Genomic DNA, 22947 nt, shown 5'->3' with positions numbered 1-22947 from the left:
AGTGGATGCGCCATCGTGTGAGGGTAATCCAGCTCAAGCAATGGAAGCACGGCAGGACGATCTTTCGGGAAATGATGGCAAGGGGAGCGAAACCTGGGGTGGCCCAGCAAGTGGCAGCAAATGCCGGTCGCTGGTGGCGCAACAGCGGCAAGCTCCTTAACGCCACCCTCACCATTAGATGGGCTGACCAACTTGGAATGCCCAGGCTCGTCTAACCTCAATCTCTCGAACCGCCCGGTGCGGACCCGCATGCCGGGTGGTGTGGCAGGGGTGCGATCACATCGATCGTCCCCTATGCCGATTTGGAGCTGTATTGGTAAGTCGCGGACGGGATCAATCGCTGTCGAGTTCGATACCCTGCACCTTCTTCAGCGGGCTGAAGGTCATCCTGTGCAGCGAGCAGGGACCGTGCTTTTCGATACCGGCCCGATGTTGCGCGGTGCCATAGCCGGCATGCGCGGCAAAGCCGTAAGCCGGAAAGGTGCTGTCGGCGCGCGCCATCATCCGGTCGCGCGTCACCTTGGCGACGATCGATGCGGCGGCGATCGAGACGGAGCGCGCATCACCCTTCACGACTGCCTGGCCGGGGCAGGCGAGCCCAGGCGGAACGTCAAGCCCATCGGTCAGGACAAAGCTAGCTGGTATCGACAGGCCGCAGATGGCGCGGCGCATGGCATCCAGACTGGCCTTGCGGATATCGGTCTCGTCGATGCGCGTCGAACTTGAAGAGGCGATCGAGACGGTCGCGGTTGCGAGAATCTGAACGAAAAGCTCTTCGCGCCTCAGGGCCGAGAGCTGCTTCGAATCGTTCAGGCCTTCAGGAAAGCGTTTCGGATCGAGAATGACGGCTGCCGCCACGACGGGACCGGCCAGCGGCCCCCGTCCGGCCTCATCGGCACCTGCAACCGGCCAGTGACCGGCCTTGCGCGCGTTCAGCTCCAGCCGGAAATCCGGCACGAGGGGGACATCTTCGAAAAGCATGGGAGAATCGGGTGACGTGCGACGGCTCATGAAGCTGACCCTCGCACGCCAACCCGATTTCCTGCAAGTCCCCGGATCAGGGCGGCGGGCCAGGGACTCGAGCGCGGAAGGGCAGGGCGACCATCCGCGAAGCTGAAATGTCAGAGCAGCGAGAGCTGGACGCCGCTGCCATCGGGCGGAACGAACAGGTCGTCCCGCAGCGGTATGCTGCGCCGGGTCATGCCTAGCCGTTTCGTCGCCATTTCGAAACGGCGCGCAATCTGCCAGGCATAGGGTCCGGCGCCCTTCATCCGCTTGCCGAACTCAGCATCGTAATCCTTTCCGCCGCGCATCGAGCGGACCAGCGACATGACGTGACGATAGCGGTCGGGATAGTTCTGCAGCAGCCAGTCGCGAAACAGTGGCGACACCTCGAGCGGGAGACGCAGGATGACATAACCCGCCTCGGTGGCACCCGCCGCGTGCGCCGCATCCAGAATTCGCTCAAGCTCATGGTCGTTGAGCGCCGGAATCATCGGGGCAGCCAGGACCGATGTCTGGATGCCTGCCTCGGAGAGCGCGCGGATGGCCTCCAGCCGGCGCGTCGGCGTCGAGGCGCGGGGCTCCATGGTCCGCGCCAGCTTTCGGTCGAGCGTCGTCACCGACAGTGAAACGCGGACAAGGTTTCTTTCCGCCATCGCCGAGAGAATGTCGAGGTCGCGCAGGATCATTACCGACTTGGTTACGATCGAAACCGGATGGTTCGCCTTTTCCAGCACCTCAAGGATCTGCCGCATGATACGCCATTCCTTTTCGATCGGCTGGTAGGGATCGGTGTTGGTGCCGATCGCGATCACCCGCGGCTTGTAACCGGGCTTCGCCAATTCTCGCTCCAGGAGTTTCGCCGCATCCGGCTTGGCAAACAGCTTGGCTTCGAAGTCCAGACCGGCCGAAAGGCCCATATAGGCATGCGTCGGCCGCGCGAAGCAGTAAATGCAGCCATGCTCGCAGCCGCGATAGGGATTGATCGAGCGGTCGAAGGGAATGTCCGGCGACTCGTTGCGGGTGATGACCGTTCGCGGCTTCTCGATCTGCACGTCGGTCTTGAACGGCGGCAGATCCTCAAGGTTCTGCCAGGCATCGTCGAACGCTTCCCGACGCAGAGGCTCAAAACGCCCGCTCGGATTAAGCCCGGCCGCACGCCCACGGCGGCGGTCGACATCGATCCGCAGGCCGGCAGATACGATCATCGTATCGGCAATATCTGCCGTATGGGCAGGCGCGAATGCGGCCTGCCCTGCAAGGGACTGCTCATTCATCGGATTCTCCGCTGGCGGAAGCTTTGCTTCCATCCGTTCTGATGATTAAATTCCTATCGGCAAAAAGAGAACAATGCAAGAACAAAATGAGGAAAGTGTCGCTGGCAAATTTTTGTGCGGCGCTCTATGAATAGGCAATGTTGACAGTTGTACTGGAATGCCAGGATCAGGAACCGGAACTGGCGCAGACATTATCGGTGTTGGTTGCAGGCGCAGTGGAGGGGCTCGTCAGCGACGTCGTGGTGCTGGACCACGACTCGCGGGATGGAACGTCGAGGGTGGCCGACGCCGCCGGCTGCCGCTTCCATTCACAATGGGATATCAAGGACATAGTGCATTCGGCGCGAGGCGAGTGGCTCCTTTTCGTGGAACCGGGGGCGCGACCGCAGACCGGCTGGATCGACGAGATTGCTGAGTATATGACCCTGAACAAGCTACCGGCGCGGTTCACCGCGTCGCGCGGATACCGACGGCCGTTCCTGCAGCGTATCGGGCGTGCTTCGTCGCCGCTGGAGCTAGGGCTTCTCCTTCCGAAGGCGCAGGCGATCGCTGCCGCAAGAAGCGGAATGCGTCTCGCGGAATTCGCGAAGGGGCAAAAGCTGCGCAAGCTCAGCAGCGAGCTGATTCCATCCTGGGTCGCGCGCGCGGCGCGATAGTAGGTAGGGCGCTGCTCCGCGTGCTACCCATGCAGATAATTGGCGCCCGATACAATTTTGCGCTATAATTTCATCATGGCGCCGCCCGAGCGCCTCGCTTCGTGACGGTCGACCATGGAATGCCGGCAGACGGCAGAACAGGTCAGCGGAAGTCTCCTCTTCTGCCGGTTTCCGGCAAAAGGAGGTGCGTCATGAAACGCAATATGATCCGCGGCCTGATAGCGGCCGTCATATTGACGACATCGATGATCGCGCATCCGCATTCGGCAGCATCGCAGATGATGCGCAGTTGCGCAGGCCGATCCGAGGTCGTCAATTTCCTCGACAAGAATTTTGCCGAGAGACTGACGGCGGTCGGGCTGATCAACCAGAACGCCATGCTTGAGGTCTACGCCGCGCAGAGCGGCACGTGGACGCTGCTCGTCACGGATGTTCACGGCGTAAGCTGCATCCTGCTGTCGGGTGATAGCTGGGATACGATGCCTGCTCTGCCGGGCATAGGGGCATAGAGCGGCAGACGGTCGCCTGCCGAAGCAGTCCGTTACTTGCCGGCGCCGCGCTTCAGATGCTCATCGAGGCGCGGCATGATCTCCACGAAATTGCAGGGCATGTGGCGGTAGTCGAACTGGGATTTCAATATGCCGTCCCAGGCGTCCTTGCAGGCGCCAGGTGAGCCCGGCAGCGCGAAGATGAAGGTCGCGTTGGCAACGCCCGCCGTGGCGCGGGACTGGATCGTCGAGGTGCCGATCTTGTCGTAGGAGATACGGTGGAACACTTCCGAAAAGCCATCCATCCTCTTCTCGAAGAGCGGCTCCAGAGCTTCCGGGGTGACGTCGCGGCCGGTAAAGCCGGTTCCCCCCGTGGTGATGACGACGTCGATATCGTCGCGTTCGGTCCACGCCTTCACGCGGGAAGCGATCGCCTGCCGATCATCGGGGACGATCGCGCGGTCGACCAGCCGGTGCCCCGCCTCCTTGATCCTGGCGGCCAGCGTATCGCCGGAGCGGTCATCGGCAAGCGTGCGTGTATCCGAGACCGTCAGCACGGCAATGCCGACAGGAATGAAGGGACGCGTTTCATCCAAACCCGGCATCATGACCTCCCGCAGTCGTTTCCGTGGCTTCGAAATACCAGTCCGGCCGTTCGCTGTGAAGCGCGGCGGCGGCGTCTTCCGCCGCCGCAAGCGTAGGGAATATACCGTAGCAGGTCGCACCGGAACCAGACATGCGAACGAAAGATGCGCCCTGCTTCTTGAGCATCGTCGAGATCTCGGCAATTTCGGGGAGCAGGCCGCGAGCGACCGGCTCAAGGTCATTGCGCGTAGCGCGTATCGCCTCGACCCAGTTGAAACGCGGCGTCATGTCGAGCGGCGGATTGGCCTTGTTCGTCAGCCTTCGGAAAACCTCGGGCGTTGATACGCCTTTCAACGGGTTTGCCAGCACCATGGCAAAGGCCGGCATGTCGTCGACAGGCACGATTTGATCGCCAATGCCCCTGGCGATCAGCGGTCTGCTCGCCAGGCACATAGGCACGTCGGCGCCAAGTCGAATGGCGATTGCCTCGATGGTCGCGTTCAGAAGCGAGACATTCCAGAGCCGCATCAGACCGCGAAGCGTAGCCGCCGCGTCGGCCGAGCCGCCGCCGATACCGGAGGCAATCGGCAGGTTCTTTTGGAGATGGATGCGGACGGCGGGAGCGGAGCCGCCCTCGCGAGCGATCGCCTCGCGCATAAAGTCCCGAGCCTTCAGGACGAGGTTGTCGTCGCGGCTGTCGTCAAGCGCCTCGGCAAAACGCCCGGAGATCACGAATTCATCTTTATCCGCCAGCGCAAAGCCCAGCCGGTCACCATGTTTGGTGAAGGTCACGAGCGTGTCGAGCCGATGGTAGCCATCGGATCTCTGGCCCGTCACATGCAGGGCCAGATTGATTTTTGCCGGAGCGTCCTCGATGACAGTCACGTCATCGCCCATACTCGCCTCTGGCATCGCCGATCAGGACTTCTTATCGGTAGGCTTCGGTTGGATCGGCGCCGGGTCAGGCTGTTTCTTGTCCGCAGCCTTGGAGTTGTCTGTATCCTGCGGCAGGCCGTTGGCGATCTTGTCCTTGATCTTCGGGATCTCGGATGCCTCAGGGTCGGAGCCGAGCGCGCGGTTCCACTGGTAGACGGCTTCGAGCTTGCGTCCGACGCGCCAATAGGCATCGCCCAGATGGTCGTTGATCGTCGCGTCGCCGGCCTTGATCTGCGCAGCCTTCTCCAACTCCTCCACCGCCTCGGCGAAGCGGTTCAGCCGGAAATAGGCCCAGCCGAGAGAGTCGATGATGTAGCCATCGTCGGGACGCAGGTCGACCGCCTTCTTGATCATCGCCAGCCCCTCGTCGAGGTTCCGGTTCATGTCGATCCACGAGTAGCCAAGGTAGTTTAGAACCTGCGGCTGATCCGGGTTGAGCTCCAGCGCCTTGCGGAAATTCGGCTCGGCCTGGTCCCATTTCTTCAGGCGCTCATAGGCAATGCCACGCTGGAAGAAGACAGTCCACGCGCCCTTGCCCGGCAGTGGGCCGATAACTTCGACAGCCTTGTCGTAGTTTTCGGCCATCGCGGCGTAATCCTTCACGTCCGACAGCACGCTGCCATAGGCGAGGTAGCTGCGAACGTCGTTCGGATCGGAGGCAATCAGGTTCTGAAGGTGCTTGCGTGCCTCTTCCACCTTACCGCCCTGTGCAAGCGCAAGGCCGAGCTGAAGCTCGGAGATGCGGCGCATCGGCGAGTTTTCGGGTACCTGCTGATAGAGCGCGATGGCGCGGTCCATCTGCTCCTGTTTCTCGGCAATGCCACCGAGCATGACGAGCGTATCGGCGCTATCGGGATCCAGCGTCTTGGCGGTCTGCAGGTAGAGCGAAACAATATCCTCGGCGCCGTCGCGGTTCAGCGCGCCACCGATGGAGAAGAGCACGCCGGCAGCACCCTGCTTGGCCGTCTGGATCTGCTGCTCCTGCTTCTCGCCCTTTTCGATGCTCTGGCGCAGCGCTTTGAGCGGCGCGTAGTTGGGCAGCAGGTTGTCGCCGACGGAAATTGCGTCGAGCGCCTTCTGCTTGTTGCCCTGTGAGGCTTCGAGCCGGGCAAGAGCGATGACGGCGCGCATGAAGGTATCAGGAGCGGTCGCGCCGCCGTCCTTGTCGAGCACGGCGTCGTTGAGGTTCTGGCGAGCGGCCCTGATGTCGCCGTTCACGATCGCGATCGCGCCGGCATTGTATGACTTGAAGATGCCGACCCAATCCGGTCCCTTCATCTTCTGGATCGTGGTGAGGGCTTCCTTGCCACGGCCGGCGCCGACGCGGGCCCAAGCGGCGAGCAGATCGTTCATCATCCGGTCGAGATCGTTCGGTCCGGTATATTTCAGAAGGGATTCAGCCGTCTTATATTCGCCACGGCGAATGGCATCCATGCTGCGCACGATGGTCGTGATGCGCTCGACGGTCGGATCACCCTTCAGGTCGTTGGCGTATTTCACGCCGTCCTGGATGTCGCCGTTCAAAAGCAGCGAGATCATCAGGCGCTGGCGGATTTCCGGATTTCCCGGCTCGATCTGCAGCGCCTTCTTGTAGAGTTCGATCGCCGTCTCGTAATCGTGATCGACATCGGCGGTCCGGGCAGCCAAAAACGCACCGGAGAAGCTCGTGACGCTATCCGGATCGAAGATCACTGTCGCGGCATCGTCCTTCTTGGCCGTCTCTTCGGCATTCACGCCGCCGAGCGCTGCCAGCGATATGACCGCTGCCATGGCTGCGCTCGAAAGAAGACGGATGGCAAGTTTTTGCCGCATTAGAAAACCTCTCTTGTGGCAGCCGGCCTCGTCCGACTGCAAATCAGTTGAAATGACTGACTCACAACAGGATGGCTTTTTTGAAGCGGTCCTGCAATAAAATCAGCCCGCGATCAGTGACCGTCGATTAATTGACGCGCTCGATGCAAAAGTCGATGACTTCCATCAGGGCCGATTTCCATGCCGTGTCGGGAAGGGGCGCAAGCGCATCGCGTGCGATCGTGCCGTAGTGAACTGCCCGGGCGATGGTATCGTTCAGCGTGCCGTACTTGGTAATCAGGCCAAGTGCCTTTTCGAGATGCTGGTCGCTGCTTTCGCCGCCTTCAATGGCCTGACGCCAGAAGGCGCGTTCTTCCTCGGTGCCGCGGCGATAGGCCAGGATCACAGGCAGCGTGATCTTGCCCTCGCGGAAGTCGTCGCCGACATTCTTGCCGAGATCGGCTGCCTTTCCGCCGTAATCCAGCGCGTCGTCGACCAGCTGGAAGGCCAGCCCGAGGTTCATGCCGTAGGACTTCAGCGCGTTACGGCCGGATTTGCCGGCATCGGCGACGATCGGGCCGACTTCGGCAGCCGCGGCAAACAACGCCGCCGTCTTCGCGCGGATGACGGCGAGGTAGTCGTCCTCAGTAGTTTCCATGTTCTTGGCGACGGAGAGCTGCAGCACTTCGCCTTCCGCGATCACGCAGGCAGCTGAGGAGAGCACGTCGAGCGCTTCGAGCGAGCCGACCTCGACCATCATGCGGAACGCCTGGCCGAGCAGGAAGTCTCCGACGAGCACGCTGGCCTGGTTGCCCCAGATCATGCGAGCCGTGGACTTGCCGCGGCGAAGGTCGCTCTCGTCGACCACATCGTCATGCAGCAGCGTCGCGGTGTGCATGAACTCGACCGATGTCGCAAGCTTGATGTGGTTTTCGCCCTTGTAGCCGAACAGCGCAGCCGAGGCCAAAGTCAGCATCGGGCGCAGACGCTTGCCGCCGGACGAGATGAGATGGTTGGCCACCTCAGGAATCATCTGGACGTCGGAACCGGCCTTGGAGAGAATAAGCTGGTTGACCCGTTGCATGTCCGCCTTGGTCAAATCGACCAGCGGCTTGACGGATGCCAGTTTGTTTTTGCTTTCTTCAAGCGGTATGACCACGCCCAACGACCCGGACTCCTGTTAAATTATTGGGTTCGACAATAGAAAGGGGCGATTGGCGCGGCAAGGGGTGAATTGTCGCGTCGCGCAAATTTGAAAGGGATTTTCCCGCAAATGCATGAACTTATTCGCGCCAATGATCCCGTACTGCTCTCCTTTGCGGAAAGTCTGCTGAAGGATGCGGGGATTCACTGCTTCATCGCCGATCAGGGCATGAGCATTCTGGAAGGGTCACTCGGCATGCTGCCGCGCCGGCTTCTCGTCGATGATGACGAGGCGGATCGGGCGCGCCGCATTCTCGTGGATGCCGGGCTCGGCGACGAACTGCGGATGCCGAAGTGAGCTTTTGATGACGGAAGATGTTGCCGAGACCATAGATGCCTTTCACCGGGGGCTGTTCCATGTGGTGCAGCCGAAGGGCAGGGGGCATCGCTCCGGCATGGATGCAATGCTGCTCGCAGCGCTCGTTGCCGACGATCGTCCGATCAAGGTTGCCGATCTCGGTGCCGGCGCGGGTGCTGCAGGCTTGGCCGTCGCGTCACGGCTGCCGGCCGCGGAAGTCGTGCTCTTCGAGCGCTCGGGCGAGATGGCTGACTATGCGCGCCGCAGCATCCTCCTGCCTGACAATGCGCATATGGCCGGCCGCGTTTCAGTCGTCGAGGCGGATGTGACGCTAAGGGCGAAGGCGCGAAACGAAGCCGGTCTTGTCGATGAGAGCTTCCATCATGTCATCATGAACCCGCCGTTCAACGATGCAGGCGATCGCCGGACGCCCGATGCCTTGAAGGCGGAGGCGCATGCGATGACGGACGGACTGTTCGCAAGCTGGGTGCGGACGGCCGGGGCGATCATGATCCCCGGCGGACAATTGTCCTTGATTGCGAAGCCGGAATCGATCGCCGAAATCATCGATGCCTGCGGACGCCGTTTCGGCGGCATCGAGGTGACCGCAATCCATCCGCGCGAAGGCGAGAACGCCGTGCGCATCCTCGTCACGGCGATAAAAGGATCGCGCGCGCGGCTTTCGCTGCGCGCGCCACTCATCATGCACGAGGAGGGGACGCATAAATTCTCCCCCTTCGTGGACGATCTCAACAATGGCCGGGCGGCCTATGCCAGGCGCTAGCCGGTCACGAAGTCAAACAGCAGCTTGACGTTCAGGCCGGCAATCAGGACCGCGATCACATAGGCGATGGCGCTCAGCCAGCGCGGGGCGACCAGCGCACCCATCTTCGCCTTGCTGGTGGTAAACATCACCAGCGGGAAGACGGCGAAGGAGAGCTGGAGGCTGAGCACGACCTGCGTCAGGATCAGCAGTTCCGCCGTCCCTTGGTCGCCATACCAGATCGTGACGAAGGCGGCCGGAATGATGGCGATCGCGCGGGTGATGAGGCGGCGAACCCATGGCTGAAGCCGGATCTTCAAGAAGCCTTCCATGACGATCTGGCCGGCAAGGGTTGCCGTTACCGTCGAATTCAGGCCGCAGCAGAGCAAGGCGATGCCGAAGAGCGTTGGCGCGATTGCCAGGCCGAGCAGCGGCGAGAGCAGCGCAGATGCTTCGCCCAGTTCCACGACATCCGTCTTGCCGTTGGCATGGAAGGCGGCTGCTGCAAGGATCAGGATCGATGCGTTGATCAGCAGCGCAAAGCACAACGCTATGGTCGAGTCGATCGTGGCGTAGGTCAGCGCCTCGCGCTTCTCCGGCACCGAATGGCCGTAAGCGCGGGTCTGGACGATGCCGGAATGCAGATAGAGATTGTGCGGCATCACCGTGGCGCCGAGAATGCCGAGCGCGAGGTAGAGCATCTCGGGGTTGGAGACGATCTCGGTCGTCGGGAAGAAGCCCCGGATCACGGCGCCCCATTCCGGATCGGCAAGGAAGATTTGCACCCCGAAGCACACCGCAATGATACCGAGCAGAGCGATCACGAAGGCTTCCACCCAGCGGAAGCCGATCTTCTGCAGATAGAGAATGAGGAATACGTCGAGCGACGTGATAAGCACACCGAGCTCGAGTGGGATTCCGAAAAGCAGATTGAGGCCGATCGCCGTGCCGATCACTTCGGCAATGTCGGTGGCGATGATGGCGACTTCGGCAAAGGCCCAAAGCGGCACGGAAACATATTTCGGGAAGGCGTCGCGGCAGGCCTGGGCGAGGTCGCGACCGGAACCGATGGCAAGGCGCGCACAGAGCGACTGCAAAACGATCGCCATCAGGTTGGACAGCAGAGCAACGGTCAGCAGCGCATAGCCGAACTTCGATCCACCGGCGAGCGAGGTTGCCCAGTTGCCGGGGTCCATATAGCCGACGGCAACCATGTAGCCGGGTCCGAGGAACGCTGCGATCCGTCGCCAACGTGTGCCATGCTTGTGCGTCTGGACGGAACGGTAGACATCGGAAAGCGATGCCTCTTCGCGCTCGTGTCGCCAGCCGGTCTTTGCGTTCGGATTTACGATGTCCATGCAGTGTCCGCCTACTATCAATGCGGCCAGTATGTCTGATTAGAATGATAATGCAAGTCATTCGCAACAAGAATTCTGAGGTGGCAGATGTTTTCTGCGCCGGCCATTGCGTTTGTCGCGCCGTTGCATACATGGAAGACGTTCGCTGATCTTGTCGCAAAGGATGGAAAATGGCCGGATTTTTGAAGAGGTTGCTGCCGAAGCGGTTCCGCAAGGAAGGCGTGGTCATCCCCGTCGTTCGACTTCACGGTCCGATCATGAGCGGCGGAAGCCAGTTCCGGCCGACCCTCAATCTCGCCGCAACTGCACAAGTCCTCGAAAAGGCTTTCAGCTTCAAGGATGCGCCGGCGGTCGCCATCTCGCTTAATTCACCCGGCGGCTCCCCGGTCCAGTCGCGGCTCGTCTTCGCGCGCATTCGCGATCTTGCGCGTGAAAAGCAGAAGAAGGTTCTCGTCTTCGTCGAGGATGTTGCGGCATCCGGCGGTTACATGATCGCTCTTGCTGGCGACGAAATCATTGCCGACCCCACCTCCATCGTCGGCTCGATCGGTGTCGTCTCCGGCGGCTTCGGCTTTCCCGAACTCTTAAAGAAGATCGGCGTAGAGCGCCGCGTCTACACGGCCGGGGAAAACAAGGTAATCCTTGATCCGTTCCAGCCCGAGAAGGAAAAGGACATCGAATACCTGAAGACCCTGCAGCTGGAGATTCATCAGGTCTTCATCTCCATGGTTCGTGAACGCCGCGCCGGAAAGCTGAAGAGCGACGAAGTGGTCTTCTCCGGACTTTTCTGGACCGGCACGCGTGGTCTCGAACTCGGCCTCATCGACGGGCTCGGCGACATGCGGCAGGAGCTGAAGCGTCGCTATGGGGCGAAAACCAAGCTCGAGCTAGTGATGCCCGCGCGCGGCCTTTTCGGAAGGCGCATTCCGGGTATATCGTCAGCCAACTTGGAAGGCGCCGGAGCTGGCCTTGCGACTGGACTTGTCGAGGCCGCCGAGGAGAAGGCATTGTGGAGCCGCTACGGGCTCTGAGGGATAAAAGGCTGGCATTATGCCGCAACTGATAATCATCATCGTGCTGGTGGTCGGAGCCTGGCTTCTCTACCGCCGCTTCGTTGCCGATGCACAGCGGCTCGCCGAGCGATCCCGGCGTGCCGAGAAGGAGCGCCAGACGGGCGCCATCGGCACGCTGGTCAAGGATCCGGTCACCGGCGAATATCATCTGAAGAAGGACGAGGACGAGTAGGGCCGCAAAAGCCTTGACCCGTCTGGCGCGGCGTGGCACCTGTCCGCGCACTTTTTGTACGAATTCGGAAGCCGTTCCATGTCTGCAGCAATTCCCGACCACATGAACCCGAAGCGCTCGTTCCAGGCGCTGATCCTCACGCTCCATAATTATTGGGCGGACAAGGGTTGTGCGGTGCTGCAGCCTTACGACATGGAGGTCGGTGCCGGCACGTTCCACCCGGCAACGACGCTGCGCGCGCTCGGCCCCAAGCCGTGGAAGGCCGCCTATGTGCAGCCGTCGCGCCGCCCGTCGGACGGCCGCTACGGCGAGAACCCGAACCGTCTGCAGCACTATTATCAGTACCAGGTCATCCTGAAGCCGAATCCGTCGAACCTGCAGGAGCTCTATCTCGGCTCGCTGGCTGCGATCGGCCTCGATCCGCTGCTGCACGACATCCGTTTTGTCGAGGACGACTGGGAAAGCCCGACGCTCGGTGCCTGGGGTCTCGGCTGGGAATGCTGGTGCGATGGCATGGAAGTGTCGCAGTTTACTTATTTCCAGCAGGTCTGCGGTATCGAATGTTCGCCCGTCGCGGGCGAGTTGACCTATGGTCTCGAGCGTCTGGCGATGTATGTGCAGGGCGTCGACAACGTGTACGACCTGAACTTCAACGGCCGCGAAGGCGACGAGAAGATCAGCTACGGCGATGTCTTCCTACAGGCCGAACAGGAATATTCTCGCCACAATTTCGAATACGCCAATACGGAAATGCTGCATCGCCACTTCATCGATGCCGAAAAGGAATGCCAGGCGCTTCTCGCCGCCGGCGCTCCTGGCGACAGCGGTAACCAGAAGCTGCACAAGTGCGTCTTCCCGGCTTACGATCAGTGCATCAAGGCGTCACACGTTTTCAATCTGCTGGATGCGCGCGGCGTCATCTCGGTTACCGAGCGTCAGAGCTACATCCTGCGTGTGCGGACGCTGGCGAAGGCCTGCGGTGAGGCCTTCCTGCAGACGGATGCGGGTGGGGTCAACTTGGCGAAAGCCGCCGCTTGAAGAGCGGCAGTCAGCGGCGCTCGTCGCTTCTGATCTCGACCCGGCGTTCCACCGGACGAGCCTTGCTTTGGAGGAAAAAGTACGTTGCGATGGCCAGTATGTTGAGCAGGAAAATAAACGCGCTCATGGTCTGAATGATCCTTGTCGCAGTTTGCGTATGCACGCTAGTTCAACGTGCAGAGTGAAAATAAGGCTTCGGCCGGTGCGACGGTATCGTGATTTTTCACTACCCCCGTCCAGTGATTGCCCCGAAAGAGGGCCGGAAAGCGGGATGACAATCTGCGGTAACCCGCATAGTCTCCGGGCATACTTTCGGTCGTTGCGGGGGATTCGCGAATGTATGTAATTCTTGGCCTTATTGTTCTGGTCGCGCTCTATGCCGTCTTTGTCTACAACGGCCTTGTTCGCGCGCGGCAGATGGCCGAGGAAGCCTGGTCCGGTATCGATGTGCAGCTGAAGCGCCGCGCCGACCTGATCCCGAACCTGATCGAGACGGTCAAGGGCTATGCCGCCCACGAGAAGACGACACTCGAAGAGGTCGTTGCCCTCCGCAATAAGGCGCAATCGGTTCCGACGGGCGACGTCGCCGGTCGCGCTCAGGCAGAAGGCCTGCTCGGCCAGGCGCTTGGACGTCTGCTGGCACTCGCCGAAGCCTATCCCGACCTGAAGGCAAACGAGAATTTCCGCGAGTTGCAGACCTCGCTGGAGACGATGGAAAGCGAAATCCAGATGGCCCGCCGTTATTACAATGGCGCCGCCCGTGATCTGAATGTCAGGGTCGAAAGCTTCCCCTCCAACCTTGTCGCTGGCCAGTTCGGGTTCCAGAAGCGGGACTATTTCGAGATAACCAACGAAGCGGATCGCGCCGTTCCGACCGTAAAGTTCTGATATCCGCCATTTGCCTTTGCGTAAAAACTGCTATGAGCAGGGCATGATCGTGGCCTGATGTGGCCCTCGCGCAAAGACGGAAAAGACAGGCAATGAGTAAAGACAAGCTCACCATCATCCCGCCGGACAAGCCGCTGACAGGTCGCGCCGTCCCGCCCGGCTCGAAATCGATCACCAACCGCGCGCTGCTCCTGGCAGGTCTCGCCAAGGGCACGAGCCGCCTGACCGGCGCTTTGAAGAGCGACGACACGCGCTATATGGCCGACGCTCTCCGCGCCATGGGTGTCATCATCGAAGAGCCGGATGATACGAGCTTTGTCGTCACGGGCAGCGGCAAGCTGCTGCCGCCGCAGGTGCCGCTTTTCCTCGGCAACGCCGGAACGGCGACGCGCTTCCTCACGGCCGCTGCCGCCCTGGTGGATGGCACCGTCGTCGTCGACGGCGACCAGCACATGCGCAAGCGCCCGATCGGTCCGCTGGTCGATGCACTGCGTTCGCTCGGCATCGACGCGTCGACCGAAACCGGCTGCCCGCCGGTCACCGTCAAGGGCACTGGCCGTTTTGAGGCGAGCCGCATCCAGATCGATGGCGGCCTGTCGAGCCAATATGTCTCGGCGCTGCTCATGATGGCTGCTGGCGGCGACAGGGCGGTGACGATCGAACTGCTAGGCGAGGACATCGGCGCGCTCGGCTACATCGATCTGACCACAGCGGCGATGCGCGCCTTCGGCGCCAAGGTCGAGAAGACGAGCGCGGTGACCTGGCGCGTCGAGCCGACCGGCTACGCGGCAGCAGATTTCGTGGTCGAGCCCGACGCCTCTGCCGCGACCTACCTCTGGGCTGCGGAGGTGCTGACATCAGGCAAGATCGACCTCGGCGTTGCAAACGGCGCGTTCACGCAGCCGGACGCGAAGGCCTATGACCTGATCGCCCAGTTCCCGCATCTTCCCGCGGTTATCGACGGCTCGCAGATGCAGGATGCGGTTCCGACCCTTGCTGTGCTCGCCGCCTTCAATGAGACGCCGGTCCGCTTCGTCGGCATCGCCAATCTGCGCGTCAAGGAATGCGATCGCATCCGCGCCGTCTCGACCGGCCTGACGCAGATCCGCCCGGGTCTCGCTCACGAGGAAGGCGACGATCTGATTGTCCAGTCCGATCCCTCGCTCGCCGGACAACGTCTGCCTGCCAAGATCGATACCTTCGCCGACCACCGCATCGCCATGAGCTTTGCGCTCGCCGGTCTGAAGATCGCGGGCATAACGATCCTTGATCCGGACTGCGTCGGCAAGACCTTCCCGGCCTATTGGCGGACACTGGCCGGGCTTGGCGTGACTTATGCCGATGAGAGCTGACATTATCTGACGCGGCCAGGACGCCGCAGGCGAGGGGTATGATGATCCGACGGCTTTCCGGCCTTTGCTTCGTTCTGTTTCTGATGCTTGCGGCGCGTGGCGCCATCGCTGCGGAGGTGATCAACGCCTTCGCGTCAAACATTGCGCTGGAGAAGAGCGGCGCGATGACGGTGACGGAGACGATATCAGTTACCGCCGAAGGCAACCGCGTTCGGCGTGGCATCTTCCGCGATTTTCCGCTGACTTATCAGGATGAAAAGGGCCGCCTCCGCCGAGTCGATTTCGACGTCATCGCGGTCAAGCGCGATGGCCGCGACGAGCCCTGGCACACCGAATCCATCAGCGGCGGCATCCGCATCTATGCCGGCTCGGAAGACGTTACGGTGAGCTATGGCCGGCACGAGTATGTCTTCACCTACCGCACCAATCGCCAGATCCGCTACTTCGACGATCACGACGAACTCTACTGGAACGTAACCGGCAATGGTTGGATCTTCCCGATCCTGATGGCGACGGCGACGGTGAACCTTCCAGATGGCGTCAGCTCGATCGATACTGCTTTCTTCACCGGCCCGCAGGGCGCGACGGACAGGAATGCAAAGATTTCAGGCGGCGGAAGTCGACTGTTGTTTTCGACGACCCGGGCGCTGAACGCAGGCGAAGGGTTGACGATCGCAGTCAAGATGCCGAAGGGCTCGATCAATCCGCCGAGCGCTGACGATGAGCGGCGCTGGTGGCTCAGCGACAACCGCGACTACTTCCTCGGCTTTGGCGGTCTCATTCTGGTCTTCCTCTATTACACGCGCTCCTGGCTGAAGGTCGGCCGTGACCCGGCGCGTGGCGTGCTGGTGCCGCGCTGGGATCCGCCTGATGGAATCTCGCCGGCGCTGGTGAACTACATCGACAATCGCGGCTTCTCCGGGCAGGGCTGGACGGCGCTGTCGGCAACGGCCCTCAATCTCGCGGTGCGCGGCTTTGTCGTGCTGGAGGACCTCAAGAACGCGATCGTCATCCGCCGCACCGACAAGCCGGTCGGCAAGGATAAGCTGGAAGCAGGGGAAGCCAGCCTGCTTAACTCAGTCGGAGCCAAGGGCTCGCTGACGATCGATGAAGCCAACGGAACGAAGGTGAAATCAGTCGGCGACAGCTTCCGCACAGCTATCGAGCGCGAGCACCGCGGCAAGTACTACAACGCGAATGCCGGCTACACGACCGGCGGCATAGCGCTCAGCGCCGCTTCATTGGTGGCCCTCTTCGTCTTCGGAACGCTGGAACCCGATGCGATCGCCCTGATGATCATTCCGATTGGCGTCGTCGTCTTCATCTCGGTGTTCGTCGCTGGCTTCGCCAAGTCGTTCCGCCCCGGCAGATCGCTCGGCGCGAAGATCATGTCGGTGATCGCGATCGCTATTGCTGTCTTCATCGGCTTCAGCATCGTCTCGTCGCTGGTTTTGGCACTGTTCTCCTCGCTGGTCGAACTCCACGAGACGCCGATGTTGTTTGCGATCGGCGGCATCATTCTCCTGAACCTGCTCTACGTCTTCATCATGGGTGCGCCGACCCCGCTCGGGGCCAAGCTGATGGATGGCATCGACGGTCTGCGCCAGTACATGACGCTGGCCGAAAAGGACCGCATGAACATGGCGGGCGCCCCTGAGATGTCGCCCCAGCATTTCGAGAAACTGCTGCCCTATGCCGTGGCGCTCGGCGTCGAAAAGCCATGGTCGCGTGCCTTCGAGACATGGCTTGCGGTAGCCGCAGCGGGAGCGGCGGCTGCCTACGCTCCCTCATGGTATTCCGGCAATTTTGGCAGCGGCAATTTCTCCGGTCGCATCGGTGGCTTCTCCTCGTCCATGGCCTCAACGATCGCCTCCACCATTCCGGCTCCGCCGTCCAGTTCGTCCTCCGGCTTTTCCGGCGGCGGCTCGTCGGGCGGCTTTTCCGGCGGCGGGGGTGGTGGTGGCGGTGGCGGCGGCTGGTAAGGCGTCCTCAAGCATTCCTGCTTGAGCCCCCCGGTCAAGCGCTCCGCTTGACGTGGCAAGCATTCCTGCTTGACCCCGGGCAAGCATTCCTGCTTGACCTTTCGACGCTCTCCCCTTAACCGCCAGACGGAAACGCGAAAGGGACGGGCATGAAGGTTCTGTTGATCGGATCGGGTGGACGCGAGCACGCATTGGCCTGGAAGCTGGCGCAATCGCCTCTCATGACGGAATTCTACGCCGCGCCCGGAAATCCCGGCATTGCCGACCACGCGACCCTGGTTGCCGTCAATGTCGACGATCATGATGCCATCCTTGCCTTCTGCAAGGACAAGGCGATCGACTTCGTCGTGGTTGGCCCGGAAGCGCCGCTCGTCGCCGGCATTGCTGACAAGCTGCGCGCCGCAGGCTTTGCAGTCTTCGGCCCATCGGCAGCGGCAGCCCAGCTCGAGGGTTCGAAGGGCTTCACCAAGGATATCTGCTCCCGCTACGACATTCCGACCGGCGCCTATCAGCGCTTCAACAACCCGCCGAAGGCGAAGGCCTATATTCGCCAGCAGGGCGCCCCGATCGTCGTCAAGGCGGATGGCCTTGCTGCCGGCAAGGGTGTGACTGTTGCCATGACCGTTGATGAGGCGCTTGCTGCCGTCGACGGTTGCTTCGAGGGTGCCTTCGGTGCCGCTGGCGCCGAGGTCGTTATCGAAGCCTATCTCGATGGCGAGGAAGCGAGCTTCTTCTGCCTCTGCGACGGCATGCATGTCCTGCCGCTCGCAACCGCCCAGGATCACAAGCGGGTGGGCGAGGGCGATACCGGCCCGAATACTGGCGGCATGGGCGCCTATTCCCCGGCGCCCGTGATGACCAAAGAGATGGTCGAGCGCACGATGAAGGAAATCATCGAGCCGACCATGCGCGGCATGGCCGAGAGCGGCTATCCCTTCTCCGGCGTCTTCTTTGCCGGTCTGATGATCACCGCCAAGGGCCCCGAGCTTATCGAGTACAATGTCCGCTTCGGCGATCCCGAGTGCCAGGTGCTGATGATGCGTCTGAAGAGCGATCTTCTGCCGCTTCTCCACGCCACCGCCACCGGGACGCTCGATCAGGTGTCCGCCGAATGGACGGATGATCCGGCCCTGACGGTCGTCATGGCATCGGAGGGCTATCCGGGCTCCTACGACAAGGACACGCCGATCCGCCATATCCCGGAAGCGGGCGAGGGCGCCAAGGTGTTTCATGCCGGCACAGCGCTCAAGGACGGAGCGCTGGTCGCAACGGGTGGCCGCGTGCTGAACGTCACCGCCACAGGGAAGACGGTTGGCGAGGCGCAGACGCGTGCCTATGCGCTCCTCGACAAGGTCGATTGGGACAATGGCTTCTGCCGCCGCGACATCGGTTGGCGCGCGATCGACCGCGAAAAAGCGTGAGCAAACCCGAAATCGGGTCAGTTCTCTAAATTTTTACCCTTTCCCCTGACGGGATGGAAACAAAGCCACGCTAGTCTCTTCTCAACGTGAGACGGAGTGTTCCATGCGTCAGGTCATCTTGGGTGCGATAGCTGTGTTTACGGCAGGGTCTGCCTGTGCCTCCTCGATCGAGGTCGTGGGCAAGGACGCGCGCACCAATGGCGGGAGCATCAGCCAGGAAAGCTGCCAAACCTGCCCGCCGCTTGAAAAGGTCGAGCGCAAGAAGGACTACACCGTGCCGACGCTGGCACCTGGCGCGCTGCAATCCTCGGAAGTTCGCGACGTCAACGGTGAGAAGAAGCTCTATCGCACCGAAGGCTGGATGGGCGGCTCGCCCGTCGTTTTTGTAACCAAGGCGCCAGCCGAACCAATGACAGCCGCCACGCAGCCGGCCGACAACATCGACCGCGCCTCGACGACGGCTGCAGTCGTCGGTGGCGACGTCAAGCCGGTCGCGGCAGGCGTGGCAGGCGTGCCGAAGGAACAAAAGGCGCCGCTCGACGTTTTCAACTTTGAACTTCGACCCTGATTTCCATTTCCCTGCCCCAGCCTGACCAAAGTTTCGGTCGTCCGGGGTCCACCCCGCGGTGGATAAAATGCGTCCCTGAGAGAAGCAGGGACGCATTTTTTCTAGTGAGCTTTGCCGAACGGGGAGTTGCCAAAGCTCGGCGCAAGCAGGCGCGCAAGTGCGTGCAATCCAGTCGAAACATCCAGCCAACGCAAATGGTGTTTGGTGCCCTGGGTATCAGCAACGGCAGCGGCAGCTTCAACAGCCGTCAGCTCGGGAACCGGCTCCGGCGGAGGGGAGTAGATGCGTCCCTGATCGAGGGAAAGGATGGTCAGCGTCGTAATCATGGCCGTCTCCCACTTGCGGTTTTGCTGTGGGAAGCAGTCTCTGCCGGTTGCGGCCTTCCGGTCCTGAAAGGCCCAAGGAAAAGTTCCGAAACGATCCGAAACTAGCGCTCAGGGACACCCGCCAACCTCAACCCGTCGAGGAGGGCAGCAATGCGATCCGGATATTTGCCGGGTTGGCCGGCACGGATGCGCTCGACGGTTATATCAGGCGTCAGTCGTCTCAACGCCGCTAGGTGGCGATGGGCTTCCTCCATGCGGCCGAGATGCGCACTTGCAGCAATGAGCACCCATAGCGTTGGCTCGAAATTCGGATTGCTGGCCAGCGCTCTCGAAGCCCAGGCCACCGCCTGCTCGTATTCTCCGAGGATCACGTGGGCATGTGCGATGCCGCAATGCGAGAAATGCGCGCCGCGGTCACCTGGGGTCAAGCGATTGGCCCTGTGGAAGTGGCTGAGTGCGTCGTTGACGTTGCCGCAATGAAGATGCCCGATGCCGGCCCTGACAACGACCATCGGGTTGTTGGGATTGGATTCGGCGGCCGCCTGCAGAACTGCAGGACCCCAATCGTAGTCTTTCACCGTCTGCATCAGGGCGACGCCGCAATGAGCCATAACCATGGCGTCGCCGGCGCAGTGCTCCAGCGCCCGCCGCGCCAGTGCGCCGCAGGTTTGCACGTCGTCCTCGGTGAGCGACGGCCAACCCATCGTGTAGCGATGCTCGAGCGCCCATGCCGCATGGGCAAGCAACTGCGCATTGTCAGGCTCGACGGCCAGCCCTTGCATGAGAAGCGCATAGGCGGCAGCGTTATCGCTTTCGATTTCGGTCGAGATCTTGGCCAGCGCCTGCAGGTAGATGTCGTAGGTGGCTACGCTTCCGGGCCTTTCACGTCGTGACCGCTCGATCTCGGCCGTCTGGATCAGCGGTTCGATCAGCGTTGCGACGCGCTCGGTGATGCGATCCTGAAAGTCGAATATCTCGTCCAGCGTCCCGTCGAAGGTCTGCGCCCACATATGCGTGCCGCCTTGACCCTCGACGAGTTCGGCGACAATGCGCAAGCGGTTGCCCTGCTGCCGGATGCTGCCTTCAAGCACGTAGCTGACACCGAGTTCCGCCGCGATCTTGCGCACATCCATCCCGCTGCCCTTGTAGGCAAAGGAGCAGTCCCGGCCGACGACGGCAAAGCTTCGGAACCGGCTGAGGGCTGCAATAATGTCGTCGACGATCCCATCGGCAAAGTAGTCCTGGTTTGGATCGCCGCTAAGATTGCTGAAGGGGAGGACAGCTAGGGTCGGCTTCAACTCCGGGGCTGGAACAGCGGCTTTCGTTTCAATGTTCGCGCGGATGAAGCGGTAACCGACACGCGGCACCGTCGCAATCCATTCCTGCCCATCGGGTGTAAGACCGAGCACTTTGCGAAGCGCCGCCACCTGGACAGTCAGGTTGCTTTCCTCGACTGCGGTTCCGGGCCAAACGCGCTCCATCAGCGCATCCTTGGAAACAACATTGCCGCGGGCTTCAAGTAACACTTCAAGAAGAGCCGCGCCGCGTTGGCCAAGCGCGACTGCCCGCCCATTCCGCAGCAAGCCGCAGCCGGGATCGAGAACGAATTCACCGAAGGCATGCGAAGCCTCAGCCATGCAGCAAGTATAGCGCAACCGCCAGAGTCGGAAAACTGTACGGCGTGCCTTGCGACACCACTTCAACTTAAGGGCGCGCAGATGAATCAAACTTGCCGCACACTGCAAGAATGCACTGATTATATTTGATAATCCTTTGAGCGCCCGCACTTGGCAATTGTTAATTCATTCACTCTAACTCTAACAACCAAAGCCGGAAGACGCATGATTGTCGTCGCCACGCGTGGTCAACGCAGAGGTCGGGAGTTCACCGATCCGGGATTGCCGAACCCACCGATTTTGCGAGACATTCATGAAGAAACTTAACATCGCCCATCAACTCTTTGCCCTCGTGGGCGTCCTCATGGCGGCTTTCGCCATTGCCACCTATTTCCAGATCAGGACGACGTCGCAGGCGATCTACGACGACCGCTTCGATCTTTTACAGGCGCAGGTCCAATCCGGTATCTCCGTCCTCGATTCCTACTACCAGCGCGAAAAGTCCGGCGAGATGACGCATGAGGTCGCGCAGGCCGAAGCCTTCAAGGTGCTCTCCGAGGTCAAGTTCGAGCCGGCAGGCTATCTCTTCGGCTACGACTACGACGTCATCCAGCGCTTCCACCCAAAGCCTGACAACATCGGCAAGAACATGAGCGCGCAGGTGGACCAGAACGGCACCTATTTCAGCAAGGACATGGTCGCCAAGGGCCGGGCCGGCGGCGGTCGCACCATCTACTACTGGAGCAAGCCGGGCCAGCCCGACGACAAGCTGTTCGAGAAAGGCTCTTACTCGGCAGCCTTCGAGCCGTGGCAGTTGGTCGTGTCCAGCGGCGTCTACCTCGATGACCTGCAGGCACAGATCAATGATGCGATCTGGAAGGCTCTGATTGCCTGCGCGATCATCGCGGTTGCCGGTGTCGCTGCCGCCTTCTATTTCATCCGCGGCATCTCCAAACCGCTACAGGATGTTCATCAGGCGCTGGAAGCGGTTGCCGACGAGAACGTAGCAGTCTCCATCCCGCATGCCGACATGAACAACGAAGTCGGCATGATGGCCAAGGCGACAAAGTCGCTGCAGCAGAAGGTCAAGGAGCGTCACGCCATGTCCGAGCGTGAGGCCGCGCAGCAGATGGCCCTCGACGGCGAGCGTGAGAACAGCCAGCGCCTGCAGCGCGAGGAAACGGTCGCCCAGAACCATGTTGTCTCGACTATCGGCCAGGCGCTGGAGCTGATCGTCCGAGGTGACCTGACGGTCCGTTGCGCCGATCTAGGCCAGAAGTACGCAGCTCTTCGCGACAACTTCAACGATGCGCTTGCGCATCTCGAAGCTGCCATGGCCAAGGTCAGCGCCAAGGGCGGCGACATTGCCGTCAGCAAGGAAGAGATCCGTCGCGCCTCAAACGATCTGTCGCAGCGCACAGAGCGTCAGGCCGCGAGCCTCGAAGAAACCTCCGCAGCTCTCGATGAACTGACTGTCGCCGTCCGCCAGACCGCCGAAGGCGCCCATGAAGCCAGCAAGCGTGTCGAGGCCGTCAGCGGCGAGGCGAGCCGTAGCGATGCCGTCGTCTCCGAAGCGATCGAAGCGATGAGCGGTATCGAGAAGTCGTCTGCCGAGATCGGCAAGATCATCGGCGTCATCGACGACATTGCCTTCCAGACGAACCTGCTGGCTCTGAACGCCGGCGTCGAAGCGGCCCGTGCCGGCGAATCCGGCAAGGGCTTCGCGGTCGTCGCTCAGGAAGTGCGCGAACTGGCACAGCGCTCGGCTGCGGCTGCCAAGGAGATCAAGGATCAGATCGCCCGTTCGTCCGGCCAGGTCGATCAGGGCGTCCGTCTGGTCGGCGAAGCCGGCGAGGCGCTGAAGCGTATCTCTGACCAGATCAAGGCCGCCAACGAGATCGTTGCGAAGATCGCCCACAGCGCCTCCGAGCAGGACACCACGCTGCGGTCGATCTCGTCCTCGATGAACCAGCTCGACGCTGCGACGCAGCAGAACGCCGCGATGGCCGAGGAAACCACTGCGTCGGCCGAGTCGCTGGCAAGCGACACCGACGAGCTTCTGAACCTCATCCGCGGTTTCCGCGTTGGTGACAGCCAGGATTACAGTGCGCAGGTTCGCCGGGCCGCCTGAGGTTCGGCCGCCAAGCAAGAAAA

Annotated in this window: 23 protein-coding genes; 14 read left to right on the top strand and 9 right to left on the bottom strand. The window is 61.5% G+C overall.

All coding sequences use genetic code 11. From position 1 onward, the window contains the following. A partial coding sequence (locus RHIBUN_RS37135) for a hypothetical protein (RefSeq protein WP_025661928.1) occupies positions 1 to 215 on the top strand: 215 nt, incomplete at its 5' end. 118 nt (positions 216 to 333) lie between these two features. Here the strand turns inward: RHIBUN_RS37135 and RHIBUN_RS0126815 are convergent. Together RHIBUN_RS0126815 and RHIBUN_RS0126810 are read right to left on the bottom strand one after the other, a co-directional pair. Then, complete coding sequence (locus RHIBUN_RS0126815) at positions 334 to 1011, bottom strand: ribonuclease HII (protein ID WP_025661927.1); 678 nt, start codon at positions 1009 to 1011, stop codon at positions 334 to 336. 110 nt (positions 1012 to 1121) lie between these two features. Continuing rightward, positions 1122 to 2279: a PA0069 family radical SAM protein gene (locus RHIBUN_RS0126810; RefSeq protein ID WP_025661926.1), complete on the bottom strand. Its 1158-nt coding sequence runs from the start codon at positions 2277 to 2279 to the stop codon at positions 1122 to 1124. A gap of 137 nt (positions 2280 to 2416) precedes the next feature. On the opposite strand from RHIBUN_RS0126810, the gene RHIBUN_RS0126805 reads away from it, so the two are divergent. Together RHIBUN_RS0126805 and RHIBUN_RS0126800 are read left to right on the top strand one after the other, a co-directional pair. After that, a complete protein-coding gene (locus RHIBUN_RS0126805) occupies positions 2417 to 2935 on the top strand; it encodes a glycosyl transferase (protein WP_025661925.1) in 519 nt (172 codons plus the stop codon). A 191-nt stretch (positions 2936 to 3126) separates the two neighbouring features. Next, a complete protein-coding gene (locus RHIBUN_RS0126800) occupies positions 3127 to 3444 on the top strand; it encodes a hypothetical protein (RefSeq protein WP_025661924.1) in 318 nt (105 codons plus the stop codon). 32 nt (positions 3445 to 3476) lie between these two features. On the opposite strand, the gene moaB is transcribed toward RHIBUN_RS0126800, so the two are convergent. The 4 genes from moaB to RHIBUN_RS0126780 all read right to left on the bottom strand — a co-directional run bounded on the left by moaB (position 3477) and on the right by RHIBUN_RS0126780 (position 7900). Further along, positions 3477 to 4028: a molybdenum cofactor biosynthesis protein B gene (moaB, locus tag RHIBUN_RS0126795; protein WP_025661923.1), complete on the bottom strand. Its 552-nt coding sequence runs from the start codon at positions 4026 to 4028 to the stop codon at positions 3477 to 3479. Then, positions 4012 to 4920, bottom strand: a complete 909-nt coding sequence (locus RHIBUN_RS0126790) for a 4-(cytidine 5'-diphospho)-2-C-methyl-D-erythritol kinase (protein ID WP_025661922.1) — start codon at positions 4918 to 4920, stop codon at positions 4012 to 4014. The genes moaB and RHIBUN_RS0126790 overlap by 17 nt, the downstream gene beginning before the upstream one ends. Positions 4921 to 4926: 6 nt before the next feature. Continuing rightward, complete coding sequence (locus tag RHIBUN_RS0126785; RefSeq protein WP_025661921.1) at positions 4927 to 6756, bottom strand: tetratricopeptide repeat protein; 1830 nt, start codon at positions 6754 to 6756, stop codon at positions 4927 to 4929. 127 nt (positions 6757 to 6883) lie between these two features. Beyond that, a complete protein-coding gene (locus RHIBUN_RS0126780) occupies positions 6884 to 7900 on the bottom strand; it encodes a polyprenyl synthetase family protein (protein ID WP_025661920.1) in 1017 nt (338 codons plus the stop codon). A gap of 108 nt (positions 7901 to 8008) precedes the next feature. On the opposite strand from RHIBUN_RS0126780, the gene RHIBUN_RS0126775 reads away from it, so the two are divergent. Then, complete coding sequence (locus RHIBUN_RS0126775; RefSeq protein ID WP_018859327.1) at positions 8009 to 8236, top strand: DUF2007 domain-containing protein; 228 nt, start codon at positions 8009 to 8011, stop codon at positions 8234 to 8236. A 7-nt stretch (positions 8237 to 8243) separates the two neighbouring features. Further along, complete coding sequence (locus RHIBUN_RS0126770) at positions 8244 to 9020, top strand: methyltransferase (protein WP_025661919.1); 777 nt, start codon at positions 8244 to 8246, stop codon at positions 9018 to 9020. On the opposite strand, the gene RHIBUN_RS0126765 is transcribed toward RHIBUN_RS0126770, so the two are convergent. Beyond that, the gene (locus RHIBUN_RS0126765; protein ID WP_025661918.1) at positions 9017 to 10357 is read right to left on the bottom strand and encodes an Nramp family divalent metal transporter; all 1341 of its coding nucleotides are present in this window, start codon (positions 10355 to 10357) and stop codon (positions 9017 to 9019) included. The genes RHIBUN_RS0126770 and RHIBUN_RS0126765 overlap by 4 nt on opposite strands. A gap of 170 nt (positions 10358 to 10527) precedes the next feature. On the opposite strand from RHIBUN_RS0126765, the gene RHIBUN_RS0126755 reads away from it, so the two are divergent. The 8 genes from RHIBUN_RS0126755 to RHIBUN_RS0126715 all read left to right on the top strand — a co-directional run bounded on the left by RHIBUN_RS0126755 (position 10528) and on the right by RHIBUN_RS0126715 (position 18851). Further along, positions 10528 to 11388, top strand: coding sequence for a S49 family peptidase (locus RHIBUN_RS0126755; RefSeq protein WP_025661917.1), 861 nt, complete (start codon positions 10528 to 10530; stop codon positions 11386 to 11388). A gap of 19 nt (positions 11389 to 11407) precedes the next feature. Next, on the top strand, positions 11408 to 11602 hold the full coding sequence (locus tag RHIBUN_RS0126750) for a membrane protein (RefSeq protein WP_018116661.1): 195 nt from the start codon (positions 11408 to 11410) through the stop codon (positions 11600 to 11602). Between the two features lie 78 nt (positions 11603 to 11680). Then, positions 11681 to 12640 carry a glycine--tRNA ligase subunit alpha gene (locus RHIBUN_RS0126745; RefSeq protein WP_025661916.1) on the top strand — a complete coding sequence of 320 codons (960 nt, stop codon included), beginning with the start codon at positions 11681 to 11683 and terminating at the stop codon, positions 12638 to 12640. A 336-nt stretch (positions 12641 to 12976) separates the two neighbouring features. Beyond that, a complete protein-coding gene (locus RHIBUN_RS0126735) occupies positions 12977 to 13528 on the top strand; it encodes a LemA family protein (RefSeq protein ID WP_025661915.1) in 552 nt (183 codons plus the stop codon). A 92-nt stretch (positions 13529 to 13620) separates the two neighbouring features. Further along, the gene (gene aroA / locus RHIBUN_RS0126730; protein ID WP_025661914.1) at positions 13621 to 14880 is read left to right on the top strand and encodes a 3-phosphoshikimate 1-carboxyvinyltransferase; all 1260 of its coding nucleotides are present in this window, start codon (positions 13621 to 13623) and stop codon (positions 14878 to 14880) included. Positions 14881 to 14921: 41 nt separating this feature from the next. Next, on the top strand, positions 14922 to 16862 hold the full coding sequence (locus RHIBUN_RS0126725) for a DUF2207 domain-containing protein (protein WP_025661913.1): 1941 nt from the start codon (positions 14922 to 14924) through the stop codon (positions 16860 to 16862). A gap of 149 nt (positions 16863 to 17011) precedes the next feature. After that, a complete protein-coding gene (gene purD / locus RHIBUN_RS0126720) occupies positions 17012 to 18283 on the top strand; it encodes a phosphoribosylamine--glycine ligase (RefSeq protein WP_025661912.1) in 1272 nt (423 codons plus the stop codon). Positions 18284 to 18386: 103 nt separating this feature from the next. Continuing rightward, the gene (locus RHIBUN_RS0126715) at positions 18387 to 18851 is read left to right on the top strand and encodes a plant virulence effector HPE1-like domain-containing protein (RefSeq protein ID WP_025661911.1); all 465 of its coding nucleotides are present in this window, start codon (positions 18387 to 18389) and stop codon (positions 18849 to 18851) included. A 101-nt stretch (positions 18852 to 18952) separates the two neighbouring features. On the opposite strand, the gene RHIBUN_RS0126710 is transcribed toward RHIBUN_RS0126715, so the two are convergent. Together RHIBUN_RS0126710 and RHIBUN_RS0126705 are read right to left on the bottom strand one after the other, a co-directional pair. Then, complete coding sequence (locus RHIBUN_RS0126710; protein ID WP_025661910.1) at positions 18953 to 19177, bottom strand: hypothetical protein; 225 nt, start codon at positions 19175 to 19177, stop codon at positions 18953 to 18955. A gap of 101 nt (positions 19178 to 19278) precedes the next feature. Next, positions 19279 to 20814: a winged helix-turn-helix domain-containing tetratricopeptide repeat protein gene (locus tag RHIBUN_RS0126705; protein WP_025661909.1), complete on the bottom strand. Its 1536-nt coding sequence runs from the start codon at positions 20812 to 20814 to the stop codon at positions 19279 to 19281. 292 nt (positions 20815 to 21106) lie between these two features. Here RHIBUN_RS0126705 and RHIBUN_RS0126700 point away from each other — a divergent pair, with 292 nt between their 5' ends. Next, a complete protein-coding gene (locus tag RHIBUN_RS0126700; protein ID WP_025661908.1) occupies positions 21107 to 22924 on the top strand; it encodes a methyl-accepting chemotaxis protein in 1818 nt (605 codons plus the stop codon). Positions 22925 to 22947: the final 23 nt, after the last annotated feature.

It is taken from the genome of Rhizobium sp. IBUN (assembly GCF_000510625.1).
Classification (GTDB): domain Bacteria; phylum Pseudomonadota; class Alphaproteobacteria; order Rhizobiales; family Rhizobiaceae; genus Rhizobium; species Rhizobium altiplani.
The sequence above is the reverse complement of the archived record's forward strand: the minus strand, read 5'-3'. Positions and strand labels throughout refer to the sequence as shown.